Annotated in this window: 11 protein-coding genes; 7 read left to right on the top strand and 4 right to left on the bottom strand. The window is 44.3% G+C overall.

Annotation, left to right across the window (positions count from 1 at the left end; genetic code table 11):
• Nucleotides 1-4: 4 nt before the first annotated feature.
• Entirely contained in the window at nt 5-3,010 is a 3,006-nt protein-coding gene (gene torS, locus QWZ07_RS00720; protein WP_102282184.1) for a TMAO reductase system sensor histidine kinase/response regulator TorS, read from the bottom strand.
• 93 nt (nt 3,011-3,103) lie between these two features.
• Here torS and torT point away from each other — a divergent pair, with 93 nt between their 5' ends.
• Both torT and QWZ07_RS00710 read left to right on the top strand, forming a co-directional pair.
• On the top strand, nt 3,104-4,132 hold the full coding sequence (torT, locus tag QWZ07_RS00715) for a TMAO reductase system periplasmic protein TorT (RefSeq protein WP_102282183.1): 1,029 nt from the start codon (nt 3,104-3,106) through the stop codon (nt 4,130-4,132).
• A 60-nt stretch (nt 4,133-4,192) separates the two neighbouring features.
• Nucleotides 4,193-4,648 carry a methylglyoxal synthase gene (locus QWZ07_RS00710; RefSeq protein WP_017105060.1) on the top strand — a complete coding sequence of 152 codons (456 nt, stop codon included), beginning with the start codon at nt 4,193-4,195 and terminating at the stop codon, nt 4,646-4,648.
• 120 nt (nt 4,649-4,768) lie between these two features.
• Here the strand turns inward: QWZ07_RS00710 and QWZ07_RS00705 are convergent, their stop codons facing one another.
• Together QWZ07_RS00705 and helD are read right to left on the bottom strand one after the other, a co-directional pair.
• Nucleotides 4,769-5,119: a VOC family protein gene (locus QWZ07_RS00705; RefSeq protein ID WP_102282182.1), complete on the bottom strand. Its 351-nt coding sequence runs from the start codon at nt 5,117-5,119 to the stop codon at nt 4,769-4,771.
• Between the two features lie 110 nt (nt 5,120-5,229).
• Nucleotides 5,230-7,305, bottom strand: a complete 2,076-nt coding sequence (gene helD, locus QWZ07_RS00700) for a DNA helicase IV (protein ID WP_017111856.1) — start codon at nt 7,303-7,305, stop codon at nt 5,230-5,232.
• Between the two features lie 177 nt (nt 7,306-7,482).
• Here helD and yccS point away from each other — a divergent pair, with 177 nt between their 5' ends.
• The 5 genes from yccS to QWZ07_RS00675 all read left to right on the top strand — a co-directional run bounded on the left by yccS (nt 7,483) and on the right by QWZ07_RS00675 (nt 13,036).
• Complete coding sequence (yccS, locus tag QWZ07_RS00695) at nt 7,483-9,687, top strand: YccS family putative transporter (RefSeq protein ID WP_192853906.1); 2,205 nt, start codon at nt 7,483-7,485, stop codon at nt 9,685-9,687.
• Nucleotides 9,688-10,021: 334 nt separating this feature from the next.
• Nucleotides 10,022-10,183 carry a hypothetical protein gene (locus QWZ07_RS00690; RefSeq protein ID WP_017111854.1) on the top strand — a complete coding sequence of 54 codons (162 nt, stop codon included), beginning with the start codon at nt 10,022-10,024 and terminating at the stop codon, nt 10,181-10,183.
• A gap of 121 nt (nt 10,184-10,304) precedes the next feature.
• On the top strand, nt 10,305-10,625 hold the full coding sequence (locus QWZ07_RS00685) for a hypothetical protein (protein ID WP_065112830.1): 321 nt from the start codon (nt 10,305-10,307) through the stop codon (nt 10,623-10,625).
• Nucleotides 10,626-10,811: 186 nt separating this feature from the next.
• The gene (locus QWZ07_RS00680; protein WP_029223667.1) at nt 10,812-12,071 is read left to right on the top strand and encodes a hydroxymethylglutaryl-CoA reductase; all 1,260 of its coding nucleotides are present in this window, start codon (nt 10,812-10,814) and stop codon (nt 12,069-12,071) included.
• A 53-nt stretch (nt 12,072-12,124) separates the two neighbouring features.
• The gene (locus tag QWZ07_RS00675) at nt 12,125-13,036 is read left to right on the top strand and encodes a LysR family transcriptional regulator (RefSeq protein ID WP_192853907.1); all 912 of its coding nucleotides are present in this window, start codon (nt 12,125-12,127) and stop codon (nt 13,034-13,036) included.
• A 27-nt stretch (nt 13,037-13,063) separates the two neighbouring features.
• Here the strand turns inward: QWZ07_RS00675 and QWZ07_RS00670 are convergent, their stop codons facing one another.
• Nucleotides 13,064-13,978, bottom strand: a complete 915-nt coding sequence (locus QWZ07_RS00670) for a YjjW family glycine radical enzyme activase (protein ID WP_192853908.1) — start codon at nt 13,976-13,978, stop codon at nt 13,064-13,066.
• Nucleotides 13,979-13,980: the final 2 nt, after the last annotated feature.

Raw genomic sequence — 13,980 nt, 5'->3', positions numbered from 1 at the left:
TCATTCAAACATGCTGCTTGAGTGCAATTAGTGAATCTTTCGCGAGTTCAGCTAAAGAATCTGCATTCTCTCTGTACTGCTGCAATGGTTCTGAGCTTGCCTCTATGACTTGGCAAGCCGTGTAAAGTTGCAACAAACCTAAACTGCCCGCTGACCCTTTCAATTTATGGGCGAGAGACTTCACTTCACGTCCATTATCCGAATCACTCGCCTTGACCATTTCACGCAAAGTAACGTGGCTACTCTCTTCAAATAACCCCACAATCTGCTTCATTTTTTCTAAGCCGAGAATGGACAAGTCACCTTTGATGACATTGGAATCAATCAATTTCACAGGAATCTCTCCTTGCTCTTCTGTTTGCGAAACCTGGGTAGCTAGCTCAGAAACGACGCTCGCCATCTGAGATGAATACAACTCATTACCTTTGTTCTTACGAGCATTGTTGTTTTTACTGCATATAGAATCGTCGGGATCGGGTTGTGGCAGTAGCAAAGCCTTGCCATCAAGCTGGTTCACAATAAGTTGAGCAAGCGCCTCTTTTTCCAACGGTTTAGGTAGAAACCCATCAAAGCCAGACGCTAAATAGCTTTCAACTTCCTCGTTAAAGACATGAGCGGATACGGCAACCATAGGCGGTGCATACTGTTCTGGAACATCTGCTGAAATCACAACAATCTCTTTCAGTTGTTGGATTAATTCAACGCCATCACAGTCAGGAAGATTAATATCGACTAAGGCAATATCGAAAGTTTGTTCGCTAAAAATAGTCCGAGCTTCTTGGCCCGTTGTTGCGATAACAACCTCATGTCCTAGGTTATGTAAAAACCCTTCGGCAACAATGCAGTTAACCGGGTTATCCTCAATTAACAGTACCTTGGCGCGAATACAGGTTTCAACCGCCACAACTTTGGTTTCTATTTTTTCACCCACTTGCAATGGTAGAGAGAACCAAAATTGACTACCCTCACCTTCTTCGGAGTGAACACCAATATCACCATTCATAGCCAACATTACGCTTTTGCTGATCGCGAGACCTAACCCAGTACCACCCGTTTTATTACGACCACTATCGGTTTGGCTAAATGCATCAAACAGGCACTTCTGTTCACTTTCATGGATACCGACACCAGTGTCAGATACCTCAAACATAACTCGATTTTCGTCTTCGACATCCAAACTTATGAAGATATCAACGGCACCATTGTCTGTAAATTTGATGGCATTGCCGACAAGATTGTTCAAAATTTGACTAATTCGTGTCACGTCGCCACGCCAATAACGGTGAACATCGCTTTCGATATGGAAGTTAAAGTCTAGCTTCTTCTCACTTGCTCGACCTTCCATTAATTGGTAGGTATCTTGAACCATCTGATGCAAATCGAATGAAGCGACGCGAATCTCAAGGTGCCCAGCCTCAATTTTTGAGTAATCAAGAACATCATTCAAGATTGCCAGTAAGTTCTTACCACTGCGGTTAATGATATCGGCATAACCCGACTGCAGAGGGTCTAGTCCCGTGTCTTTTAGCAGTCGCGCGGTACCCAGAACACCGTTCATCGGCGTTCTAATTTCATGACTCATGGTAGCCAAGAAAGCAGATTTAGCGCGGCTTGCTTGCTCGGCAGCACTGCGAGCTTTAGCGTGGTTCCCGACTTCAACATTCAACTTTTCGTTGGTTTCTTGTAGTTGATAAGTGCGCTCGGTGATCAATTCCTCAAGGTGTTCTTTATGCTCTTCGAGTTCTCGTTTTGCTTTCGCTTCACCGACCGCGACCACTTGCAAGGCTTGCGCGGTATTTCTCGCGGTAATAATGGCTTCACCCATGTGAGCGAGTTCATCGTTACCCTTAACAGAAATGTCGATATTAAGGCGCCCTTGAGCAATCGACATCAGGGCTATCGAATATTCACCTAAGCGTTTCACCACGGAAATATAAACCACTCGCCACACAATAAACGCGACGATGATAAGACCCACAAGAGAGATAACCGACAACGACCATTGAGCCAGATTCAAGGTCGACGTTAGCTCATCAACCGCTTTTTTCGTACTCAAGTTGGAGTCATCAACGAGCTGGTTGACGGTAGTGTTGAGTTCGGAGAACAACTGCAAAGTATTCTGCATTAAGAACTCAGACTTTTGCGTGTTTTCGTACTGTTCTAAAGAGATATCAAACACGACCTGACGTCGTTGTAACTCTTCAAGAAGCTGAGACATTTGAGCAGAGCGAGTTGGGTCTTCGACCGCTTTAACACGGCGTGCCATGATTCTGAGGTTCGCTTCGAATTCCGTTTTAATCTGGTGAATACGCTCAACATTAGTAACGGTCTGAGTTTCTTCGATTTGATTGAGCATTTTGAAAGCCAACAGATGCAATTCGTGCAAGCGCTCAGATAAGTCGAGGTCGACTTCAACCAGCGCATCTAGTGCTTGATAAGCCTTGTCGGTTTCTTTGGTTTCTAACAGGTCATAGATATGCGTGACATTAGCAACGGCAATGGTGGCCGTATTCAGAACTTGTGTGCGAGTTAACTGTTCAAGTTCTTCAGCGAGCAAACGCATTTCTTCTACGCGTGACGAAAGCTCCTTGGTCAGCCATAGCTTTCGCTCGACGGAAACCCCTAACTCAGCCAGTGTATTAATGACGCTCTGAACGTTGTTTTCAAGTTTCTGCAGAAGTTTGGAGTCGAAGCTATCGACACCCAACTCTTTGATGTGCTGAAGAAGTGACTCTAGCTGGTCAAACAGTATCGTGCCCGCTTTTTTTCTTTCGGCTTCGCTTCTCGCACTAGAGAGTGTTTGCACAGACGATATAATACGATTACTCAATTCAGAAACCTGACGAGCTTCAATCATCGCGGGTAACGCTGAATCAACAACGTTTCTCTCTGTTTTTGCAACGAAACTGAACCCAGAAACACCAATCAATGCAGACAAAAGAACCAGTAATGCCATCACTAAAAATGAGGCGAGTAGCTTGCGTCCAATACTTGCTGTGGCTAACAACATATACCCTAAACCTTAAAAACGTTCTTCTTTACCCATGCAGAATACGCTATATTTTGCAGTGTTTCTTATCTAAAACCAATAAAACGGCAATTCATGCTATCTAAACCCTTTGCTTCTAAATGTCTTCTTTCGTTACTGGCTATCATGGCTTCTTCAGCACATGCCGATGACCCAATGAACTCAGAAAAAACGTCAGGATCTAAACCTAACAAAGAGAAAATCTGCGCCATTTATCCACACCTAAAAGATTCATATTGGCTATCGGTCAATTACGGCATGGTCTCTGAGGCGGAAAAGCAGCAGGTTGAATTAAGAGTATTAGAAGCAGGCGGATACCCAAACATTGGTAAGCAAGCCTCTCAGCTTGTGCTTTGTACTAAATGGGGTGCTGACGCCATTATATTAGGCACTGTATCTCCTGATGCTTATCACGATAATCTCTCTGATTGGGTTGGGAATACACCCGTCTTCGCCACTGTCAATGAACTAACAGTCAGTAAAGAACAGCAAAAAGTTCTAAAAGGTACTGTCGGTGTTGATTGGTATGAGATGGGATTTCAAGTCGGTGAGTTTCTAGCTAAACGGCATCCAAAAGGTTCTGGGAAAACACCCATCGCCCTGCTTCTCGGCCCTCAGTCTAGTGGAGGCACAAAGCCTGTCGCATTAGGGTTCTATGACGCAATAAAGTCGAGCGACGTGGAAATTGAGGTCAGTTACTGGGCAGATAACGATAAAGAACTGCAAAGAAACCTTGTGCAACAAGTGATTGATGAGCCTGATATTCAATATATTGTTGGCAGTGCTGTCGCAATCGAAGCGGCGATTAGTGAATTGAGAGCGGCAGGAAAAACCGAAGAAATAGGTTTGATCTCAAGTTACTTGAGTCATGGAACTTATCGAGGGTTACTACGTAACAAGGTGTTGTTTGCACCAACAGACAAAATGGTTGAACAAGGTCGATTATCCGTTAAACAAGCCGTCAGTTACTTACGCGATCAACCATATGAGATACACAGTGCACCCACTATCGAAGCACTGACACCTGCAACGCTCAAAGATCAAATTATCGCCGACTCATTGTCACCTTCTGAGTTTCGTCCGGTATTCAGTGTGAATCCTTAGTGCTATATTGGCTGAAGAACTCAAAACAATAAAAACGAAACAATCATTTAGGGAACATTCATGCAAAAAACAACGCGTACTATGCCAACGCATAAGAATATCGCTTTGGTCGCTCATGACCATTTCAAACCTGAGCTACTAAGATGGGTCAAAGAGAACAAAGAAAAACTACAAAAGCACTTCCTTTATGCAACGGGCACGACGGGTTCTCTACTCAGTAAAGAAACAGGCTTAGCGATTAAGAGCATGATTAGCGGCCCTATGGGCGGTGACCAACAACTGGGTGCGCTTATCTCTGAAGGCAAAATCGATATGATGATTTTCTTCTGGGATCCATTGAATGCCGTACCACACGACCCGGACGTAAAAGCATTGCTTCGTATCGCAAGTGTTTGGAACATCCCAGTGGCAACCAACCGCGCTACCGCTAACTTCTTATTTAACTCTTCACTGCTTGAAGAAGAAGTGGTCATCGAGATCCCAGACTACGAAGCATATCTAGCTGAGCGCACGTAATCGCACGTTAAATGTGCTCTCTACTGAACAGACTAAAAAGCCTGCATTTTATCGCAGGCTTTTTATGTCTCGTTTTTCAGACATTAAACAATTCAATCATAGACAGTGCAGTGGGTTCCTCTACTTGTCACTCCACACAGCCATCTCATTGCCACTCGGTTCAAGGAAATGGAAACGTCGTCCACCGGGAAAGCTAAATATCTCACGGTTAATCTTGCCACCAGCAGCAATAACATCACGCTCAGTTTGCTCAAGATCTTCGCTATAAAAAACCATCAGCGCTGCACCACTTTCAGCATTAGACGCAAGATCCGCTAAATAGAAACCGCCCATTAAGCCTTTAGCTTCAAAAGCTGAATACTCGGGGCCATAATCTTCGAAGACCCAACCAAACACTTGGCTGAAAAACGCCTTAGTTGCAGCGATGTCTTTCGCAGCAAATTCAATGTAGTTAATAGAGCCGTGTTCCATAGCAAATTCCTTCTGCTGTATAGCTTTTTCCTAATGATAATAGCTTACGCCCTAATTAGAATAGGTAGCGGGCTGGAAGCTCTAATCTTAGACAGTTACGTCAATTGACATCACTTTTTACGAACGACGGGGTAATCAGAACCATGCAGCTCCTGCACAAAGCCAGAACCGTCACCGCTGTGCGTGATCCATACTTTCTCTTTTGCTCGCGTCATTGCCACGTAAAACAAACGTCGCTCTTCCGCATAAGGGAAGACATCTGACGATTCCGTCAAAGCACCATCAATATGGAGTTGCTTCTTCTTCGCTGGGAATTGACCTTCGTCTACACAAAGTATAATCACAAAATCCGCTTCTTTACCCTTACTCGCATGACAAGTCATGAATTTCAGGTCAATGGATGTGAAGATCTTTTTCCAGTCTTCCAGTAGCTCTGGCTTGTGATAGTGATTGCGCCCAAGCAGCATGACAGACTTGTTGGCTTTGCCTTTTGCTTGTCGGTTCAGCTGATCGAGGATCTTCTCAATATCTTTGCTTGAGGTACTGTAAACCGCCTTCTGTTTTTGTTGCTTGAAGCTGTTCAGTTCTTTTGGCAATTGAATCGGGTTTTCTTGCACAAAGCGATTCGCAACCGCACCTAACTGATTGTTAAATCGATAAGTGGTATCGAGGTGGTGGATCGTCGAACTTTCAAACCTGTCTTTAAAGCCGGTCGTTAAATCAACATCCGCTCCAGCAAATTGATAAATAGACTGCCAGTCATCACCCACGGCAAAAATAGAAGCTTGATGCTCGGCTTTAGATTGATTACACAAGGCTTCAACCAAGGCTAAACGGTCTGGCGAGATATCTTGATATTCATCGATCATGATGAACTTCCAAGGAGAGACAAACTTGCCCTTCTCGACATATTGAGTCGCACGGCTGATCATGGTCGAGAAGTCGATATGATTCTCTTCTTTTAACGCTTTTTGCCACGCGGTAACACAAGGCCAACACAGTGATAATTCACTATTAAGACGCGTGTAGTCTCTATGATCGATAAGCTGCTGTTGCACTTCTTTCTTCGATAAACCTGATGCATTCAACTGCTCAAGCTGTTTCTCTAGCCAACCTATAAGCTTCAGGTTTGAAACGTGGCTTCCGAGTTCATCATCACCTGTTAAATAGGCGATTGGCCATTTAGATAAGTGTTTTTGCCAACGCTTGAAGTTGGTTGGCGTCATCCAATGTTTTTTCAGCCAATCAATGCACCACGCTTGGCGTTGATTATCATCCAAGGCTAAAGGAGAGATAACAACACGTTCGGTTTCAACCTGATTTAGGATCTTCAAACCTAACTGATGGAAAGTATTAACTTGCACCTTCTCTGCTGACAAACCAATTTTACTGTCGAGGCGTTGTTTCATTTCTTGAGCCGCTTCGCGACCAAAGGCAAGCAACAATAACTCTTCAGCTTGCGCTTGATGGCTTTGCAATAAGTACGCGACACGCGCTGTCAGAACACTGGTTTTTCCCGAGCCAGCACCCGCAAGAATCAAGTTATGGTCATCGTTCATCAAAACCGCATATTGCTGTGACAAGTTCAATGGAGACGACTCACATTGAGCAAACAACACTTCCCAGTTCTTTCTTTCAGTCTCTAGCCATTGCTGGTTTCGGTCAGCTTGCTTAATCTCGGTTTCAGATAGCCATGGCTGCATTCTCGCAACGCGTTTGGGCATGCGCTGAGCGGCTTCTTCCAAAGTCATATTCATGTTTTCTAAACCAGAATTGACCATATCGACCCAGACATTCACTTTAGAGTGAGGAAGAAAGGCAGGAAGTTGCTCAAGACGTGTCAATTCAGCTTCCCATTGAGGAACGTGCTCAGCCAACTGTTCACATTGTGTGTCGTGCCATTTTTGATACGCGGCAACCGATGCTCGCGCAAATTGACGGCATTGCTCCCAAGGTAGACCTTGTACTAACCAGCTACGCTGTTTGCCATCTTGTTGATTGGCAAAAAACTGCAACGATCCCCAAAACAAGCCGCGCTTTATTGCGATCTTGCCACTCCAAATAGTAAACGGGATACGTTCTTCACTGCCAACTGAAGACAACAGTAGACGTGGACCATCAAGTTCTACCTGATGATATTCATTTTGGATAAAAAACTGTGCAGTCTTGTTAGCGCTTAGCTGCATTGGAGCGTGCTCTCTTATTGGGAATATTGAATTTATATCATGATGTTGTGAGAATTAATAATGTCTCTCATCTTATCGACGCTTTCATGACCACCTAAGGGCAATTATGGATAAGTATCAAATTCTTGTGCTTGATTTCTGTTAGGATTATGGTTTTAGTGTGTCAAGCGAGTGACTGTGGACTTTTCAGCCAGATTACGCCTCTATTGGGCGAATAAAACCATAAATTACAGTGTATTAATTCTCATCACTCTACTCGGTGTTGTGGTTCCTGCTTGGTATTATGGACAAAACACGCTGATCACACCGTTGATCTTAGGGGTTATTGCTGCCGCACTGGCTGAAAGTGACGACAGTTTTACAGGCCGCTTAAAAGCACTCACACTCACCTTCATCTGTTTTGCAATCGCCGCCTTTTCTATTGAGTTGTTGTTCGACACACCTTGGCTATTTGCATTAGGTCTTTTTGCCTCAACATTCTCGTTCATCATGCTTGGTGCGATTGGTCCTAAATACGCGAGTATCGCGTTTGGCTCATTACTTGTCGCCATTTATACCATGTTGGGTGCGCACGAAAGCACTAACCTTTGGTTTCAACCGCTTCTACTGTTAACTGGCGCTGCTTGGTACTATTTCATGTCGATGATTTGGCAGATAGTGTGGCCAATGCAACCTGTACAGCAAAACCTTGCAACCGTGTTTGACCAAATCGGCACCTACATGGGTTCTAAGGCTGAATTATTCTATCCGGTGTCTGACCTTGTTCCTCAGCCTCACCGCATCATTGAAGCGAAATTGAATGCCAGCACGGTTAATGCACTTAACATGTGTAAAGCGACTCTGCTTAACCGCTCTAAACGCGGGCACATCGACGGCCCGAGTGACCGATTCCTAAACACCTATTTCATCGCGCAAGATATTCATGAACGCGTGAGCTCTAGCCACTATCGCTACCAAGAACTGGCAAAACACTTTGAACGTTCTGATGTGCTGTTCCGTTTTAAATATCTACTAGAAGCACAAGCAACGGCGTGTAAAGAAGTCGCAAGTTCACTTAAAGTCGGCGCTGAATATCAACATGGTGATAAATCTGTACTCGCGCTGGATGAGTTAATGTCTTCACTTAACCATCTTCAGGAACAGAATAAGCCGGAATGGAAACCACTGCTAAACCAATTGAATTATCTGTTCAATAACCTCGCCACCGTTGAAAAACAGCTATCGAATATCAGTAACCCTGATGCAGAGAAATTAGAAGAAGGTGTCTTAGACGATACCAACCCACATACTTTGACAGCGATGTGGCAAAAAATCAGAGCCAACCTTCATACCGATTCAATGCTATTTAGGCACGCGATTCGTATGGCTATCACTCTTACGCTCGGTTACGGCATCATCCAAGGCTTTAACATTGAACGCGGTTATTGGATTTTGCTGACCACGCTATTTGTGTGTCAGCCGAACTACAGTGCCACTCGTCAAAAGCTTACTGCTCGTGTAATAGGCACTGTGGCAGGCTTATTGATTGGGGTTCCATTGCTTACTTTCTTCCCCTCGCAAGAGAGCCAGCTAGTCTTCATCGTGATCAGTGGCGTGATGTTCTTTGCGTTCCGCATTAATAACTACGGCTTCGCAACCGGCTTTATCACCTTGTTGGTGCTGTTCTGCTTTAACCAACTCGGCGAAGGTTATGCCGTCGTCTTGCCAAGGCTCGCTGATACCTTTATTGGGTGTGCTCTCGCAGTACTTGCCGTGATCTACGTATTACCAGATTGGCAATCAAAACGATTGCACAAAGTCATGGCGGATGCACTCGATTCCAATAAGAACTATCTGGCTCAGATCATTGGCCAATATCGTGTGGGCAAAAAAGACAACCTCAACTACCGTATTGCTCGTCGAAGCGCACATAATAACGACGCCAATCTAACTGTCGCGATCAGTAGTATGCTAGTTGAACCCGGTAAGTATCGAACGTCTGAAGACGAAAGTTTCCGCTTTCTTACTCTAAACCACGCCTTGCTTAGCTATATCTCTGCACTTGGCGCTCACAGAACGCGTATTGATGATGAAGCGACACACAAACTGGTGTTGGACGCCCATAGAGTGATACACGAGCACTTGGATGCGCTCAACGACCAGCTGTATTCTCATTGTGAGCAATGCGAAGTCAAAAATGCTTACGATCCTGAGCTTGATAAACGTTTAAGTGAGTGGAGAGAGGAAGACGAGAACTCTGTAAGGATGGTCCTACAACAATTGCACTTGATCTATCGAATGCTTCCAGAACTACACACTTTGGCCACCAAATTTGCCGTTAAAGTGAACATAGAAAAGCCTCTCGACAAGTCAAATTTAACACCAAAAGATAAAGTACTGTAAAAACAAAAAGATACATAAGTTGAATGCATAATGATCAATAGCTATATGTATAGTTTATTATACCAATACCTATAAGTAGGTATAGTAAACCAACTGCACGCCCCGACTGGTAAGGGATCAGAGAGTTTTTACTTTGTAGGAATTTTCTGACTTTGATTAACCAAGCGTTAACTTTGCCTGACAATTCTCGGACAAAAAACAACCAGAGCAATTTATAGTTGTCTTAGTTTCAAGAACCTTCAAACATCTTTTAATATTCATTTAATGTTGGTTGATTTCTTGTACCGGTAGTCTATGCTCAATAGAGCATATGGATTTGAACTAAGGTCACACTATGAATACACAACAATTTGAAGCATTTAAGCAACAGATACAGCTTCTTAGCCCTCAGCAATTGAAAGCACTACAGGGTGAAATCGATGGTAATATCGACACAGAACAGCCTTCTCTACTTACTGACGAAGAGTTAAACGCTCTAAACGATCTGTTTAATTAGTAGACAGAGATCACTATTTTAGCTTAAGTACACAGTTTCACCGTAAATTACGCCACTTCACCATTGCGCTCAAAATATCGTCAACCTAGACTCATTCCATACGTCAATCAAAGGTTCTGACATGTCGATTTCGGGGATTCAATCAGGTTATGCCATTATTCAGCAGTCAACCAATATGGCTGAAGAAGCGGCAATTGAACTGAACCAAGCCGCTCAGCACACTGCCGAATCAAATGACTTCTCCCAATCTAGCGATCTTAGCTTTAACCAAATCGAACCTGAAAAATCTCTTTCTTTAAAAGACAAAGAACCCGAACCTGTTTCATCTTCAACCGATTCACTAATAAAACTGACCCAAAGTGCCAGTTACAACCGTGTTGGCGCGAGTGTCGTTGATCGTCAAAACGAAGCCATCGGTAGCCTTCTCGATATCCATATCTGATCTATACTCACACTTAGTGTTTTTTTCCTATGCCCTGAATCCGTTTGATTCGATCACTTTTGATGCTTTTTGAATCTATAAGCACACAAACTGTAACTCATTATATCTGACGCTTGTTTCTGGTTTATTACTCGGTAGAATCAGCGCAAACTATTCTTGCAGCACAAACTTTACTTCGTACTACTTATGCCAAAACTAAATCTGCATCGCCGTGACTATGTTTCTATTTTAGGAGGCGACATCTCCGCAGACGAATTAGAAAAGAAGCTCGAACCTCATTTTGAGAAGCCAGTGAATAAACTGACTCCGAGCCCTTATCTGACTGAAAAAAACCTTACACGTCGTTGGACTGCTCTCGATAATGCAGACTCGCAGCAAGAACTGCTCGACCCTCATACTCAAAGCCAGATTCAAGCTTATGAGAAAAACATCGAGCACTTTATTGGCACCGTTAAAGTCCCTGTTGGTATATCTGGCCCTTTAAGAGTCAATGGCCTGTTTGCTAAAGGCGATTACCTAGTACCTCTTGCAACCACTGAAGCGGCGCTTGTGGCGTCTTACAACCGTGGTTCCAAGTTGATCACGGCTTGTGGTGGTGCAAGTGCAATGTTGCTCAATGAAGGCGTAACACGAACGCCCGGTTTCGCATTCCAAGGGTTAGTTGAAGCAGGACAGTTTGTGGCATGGGCAGTGACCCAATATGACCAATTCAAAGCTTTAGCGGAATCAACAACGTCGCACGGCAAACTTACCGACATTAATATCAACATCGAAGGTAACCATGTTTACTTGGTGTTTGAATTTCTAACCGGAGACGCTTCTGGTCAGAATATGGTAACTATCGCGACCAACGCGGTATTTGAGTACATCATTGAACATACACCAGTGAAACCCGATCACGCCTTCCTTGATGGCAACTTATCGGGCGACAAAAAAGCCAACACCCAGACCTTGCGAAGTGTCCGTGGTAAAAAGGTTACAGCCGAGGTCAACATCTCTGCTGAGCTTGTCGCTAAGTACCTCCACACCACACCAGAGAAGATGGTGCAGTTCGGACAAATGACCACAGTCGGTGGCGCTCTAAGCGGTACGATTGGTATCAATGCTCATTATGCCAATGCACTTGCTGCACTCTACATTGCTTGCGGCCAAGACGCGGCGTGTGTTGCTGAGTCTGCGATTGGTATGACTCGTATGGAGCTCAACAAAGAAGGTGGTTTGTACGCGAGCGTAACGCTTCCTAACTTGATGTTAGGAACCGTCGGTGGCGGTACAGGCCTACCAAGCCAAAAAGCGTGTCTCGATTTACTCGGGCTGCACGGCAATGGTAAATCACAAGCCTTAGCTGAGGTTTGTGCTGCTTTATGTTTGGCGGGTGAACTATCGATTGTGGGTGCATTCTGTGCGGGTCACTTTTCGCGAGCTCATCACAAGTTAGCGCGCTAGTTTCTGTTATAAAACCTTAAACCGACCGTTGTCACATATTGAGTGAGTTGTGTATGGATTACTTACATTTATCGCGAGTGAGCCTAAAACACCTCACTGCGCTTCATATTATGCTGAACACCCACAGCGTCACTCAAACGTCAGAGCAACTCTTTGTCAGCCCTTCGAGTGTCAGTAAAACTCTGTCTCAGCTACGTGACATCCTTAACGACGAGCTTTTCTATCGGGACGGCACCAAACTGATCCCGACTCCCTTTGCCCTGAAAGTAGCGCCCACTGTTCACGCGATTCTTTCCAGCATGAACGGGTTACTTCACCAAAAGAGTTTTACTCCTCAGGAGTATCAAGGCAGCTTTTCACTTTCGATGCGTGAAAGTACCTTCGAAGTGTTTGCCTCGAAGATCAGCAAAATCACCACTGAACTTGCACCAAAAGCCAAACTTAATATCTATTCGAAACAGGAACTTGGATTCGATGCTTTGCTCAGTGGTAAGGTCAACTTGATCCTGTTGCCACACGATATCTCTCAACCCCCAACGGATAATAAAGAGCTGGTGTGGGAAACGATTCTTCCTGATGAAATGATTTGTTTGATGGGCGCACACCACCCTCTCGCTCAGCAAGAACTAACGGTTGAAGGCTATTTAGATTACAAGCACATTGGAATCTTAGATAACGAACTGTCTAAGCCTTACTTTGAGCAAAACTTAGTGCAATGTCATAAACCTAGAGATATGGCGATATCGGTAGCGGACTTTGGCGCAGCAGCGGTGTTATGTCACCACACACCTTTCTTGTTCACTTGCTCAAAACAATGGGCTGAGCATGCCAAACAAGCACAAGGCTTGGTAAGTAAGCCGCTTCCTTTTGATTACGGAAAAGTGGCGTATAGCTTGGTGTGGAACAAGCCAAACATGAATGACCAAGCGATCAAATGGTTGTGTGACTTGTTTTTAGAAGCCTAACTCTTTTAGCATTGATGACCGAAAATATTAGGTATAAACCTCAGGCGTTTGCATTGGCCTTTGAACAATTGAGTAGAGCTTATCGTGAAAGCTCTGCATTTGTTGTTCTGTACATTTAGGCCATTCTAAGGCTTCACCAATTACCCCGTGATGTTGAAACGCATTCAGCCGAATCCGGACATCACTTGGCAATCCTTTCAAGTAATAACCAACTTGCTCTACCTCGTACTCAAGATCACTTTTGTTCGGAATGTGCAGCAAACGAACTTCATGTAACTTACCTTTATCAGCTAAGTAGTTGATGGTTTCAAATACTCGATGGTTTCCTCTACCCACCAACCATTGGTGCGTTTCAGTCTGCCATGATTTTAGGTCGATCATCGCACCATCAAGGTAAGGTAACACTTTGTCCCATCCTTGCTGCGACAACGAACCGTTACTATCAATAAAACACGTTAAGTGTGCCAATTGCGGATCGCTTTTGATCGCTTGAAATAGCTCGATGATAAACGGCAATTGCATGGTCGCCTCGCCACCCGAAATGGTAATACCACTCAAGAAGAATTGGTTGTGCCTAACCAGTTCAAGCACATCTGATACCGTCATCGTGGTGATTTTAGGGCTCGACTTATGATCACAGATATCGATGCACTGATCGCAGTTGGTACACACTACTGGATGCCACTTCACTTTGCCTTCAATAAGACTCAGAGCACTGCTCGGGCAGCCACTCACGCAATCTCCACAATGGTTGCAGTGGTTGATGGTGTGGGGATTATGACAAGTGATGCAATCGAAATTACACCCCTGTAGGAACAGCACCAAGCGATTTCCTGGTCCATCAACACAAGAAAAGGTCAGCACACGGCTGACCTTCGCTTGTTTTTCTGTCTTATTATTTTTAACCCTAGCCATTTGAGTTGTTAGATCAGAAATTTTCATAA

Source organism: Vibrio lentus (assembly GCF_030409755.1).
In the GTDB taxonomy this organism is placed as follows: Bacteria; Pseudomonadota; Gammaproteobacteria; order Enterobacterales; family Vibrionaceae; genus Vibrio; species Vibrio lentus.
Note: the sequence above shows the minus strand (reverse complement) of the source record. Positions and strands in the feature narration are given on the sequence as shown.

Excerpts from the sequence above, each read along its gene's own strand:
- torS (WP_102282184.1), bottom strand. The coding sequence starts at position 3,010 with ATGTTGTTAGCCACAGCAAGTATTGGACGCAAGCTACTCGCCTCATTT.
- torT (WP_102282183.1), top strand. The coding sequence starts at position 3,104 with ATGCTATCTAAACCCTTTGCTTCTAAATGTCTTCTTTCGTTACTGGCT.
- QWZ07_RS00710 (WP_017105060.1), top strand. The coding sequence starts at position 4,193 with ATGCAAAAAACAACGCGTACTATGCCAACGCATAAGAATATCGCTTTG.
- QWZ07_RS00705 (WP_102282182.1), bottom strand. The coding sequence starts at position 5,119 with ATGGAACACGGCTCTATTAACTACATTGAATTTGCTGCGAAAGACATC.
- helD (WP_017111856.1), bottom strand. The coding sequence starts at position 7,305 with ATGCAGCTAAGCGCTAACAAGACTGCACAGTTTTTTATCCAAAATGAA.
- QWZ07_RS00690 (WP_017111854.1), top strand. The coding sequence starts at position 10,022 with ATGAATACACAACAATTTGAAGCATTTAAGCAACAGATACAGCTTCTT.
- QWZ07_RS00685 (WP_065112830.1), top strand. The coding sequence starts at position 10,305 with ATGTCGATTTCGGGGATTCAATCAGGTTATGCCATTATTCAGCAGTCA.
- QWZ07_RS00680 (WP_029223667.1), top strand. The coding sequence starts at position 10,812 with ATGCCAAAACTAAATCTGCATCGCCGTGACTATGTTTCTATTTTAGGA.
- QWZ07_RS00675 (WP_192853907.1), top strand. The coding sequence starts at position 12,125 with ATGGATTACTTACATTTATCGCGAGTGAGCCTAAAACACCTCACTGCG.
- QWZ07_RS00670 (WP_192853908.1), bottom strand. The coding sequence starts at position 13,978 with ATGAAAATTTCTGATCTAACAACTCAAATGGCTAGGGTTAAAAATAAT.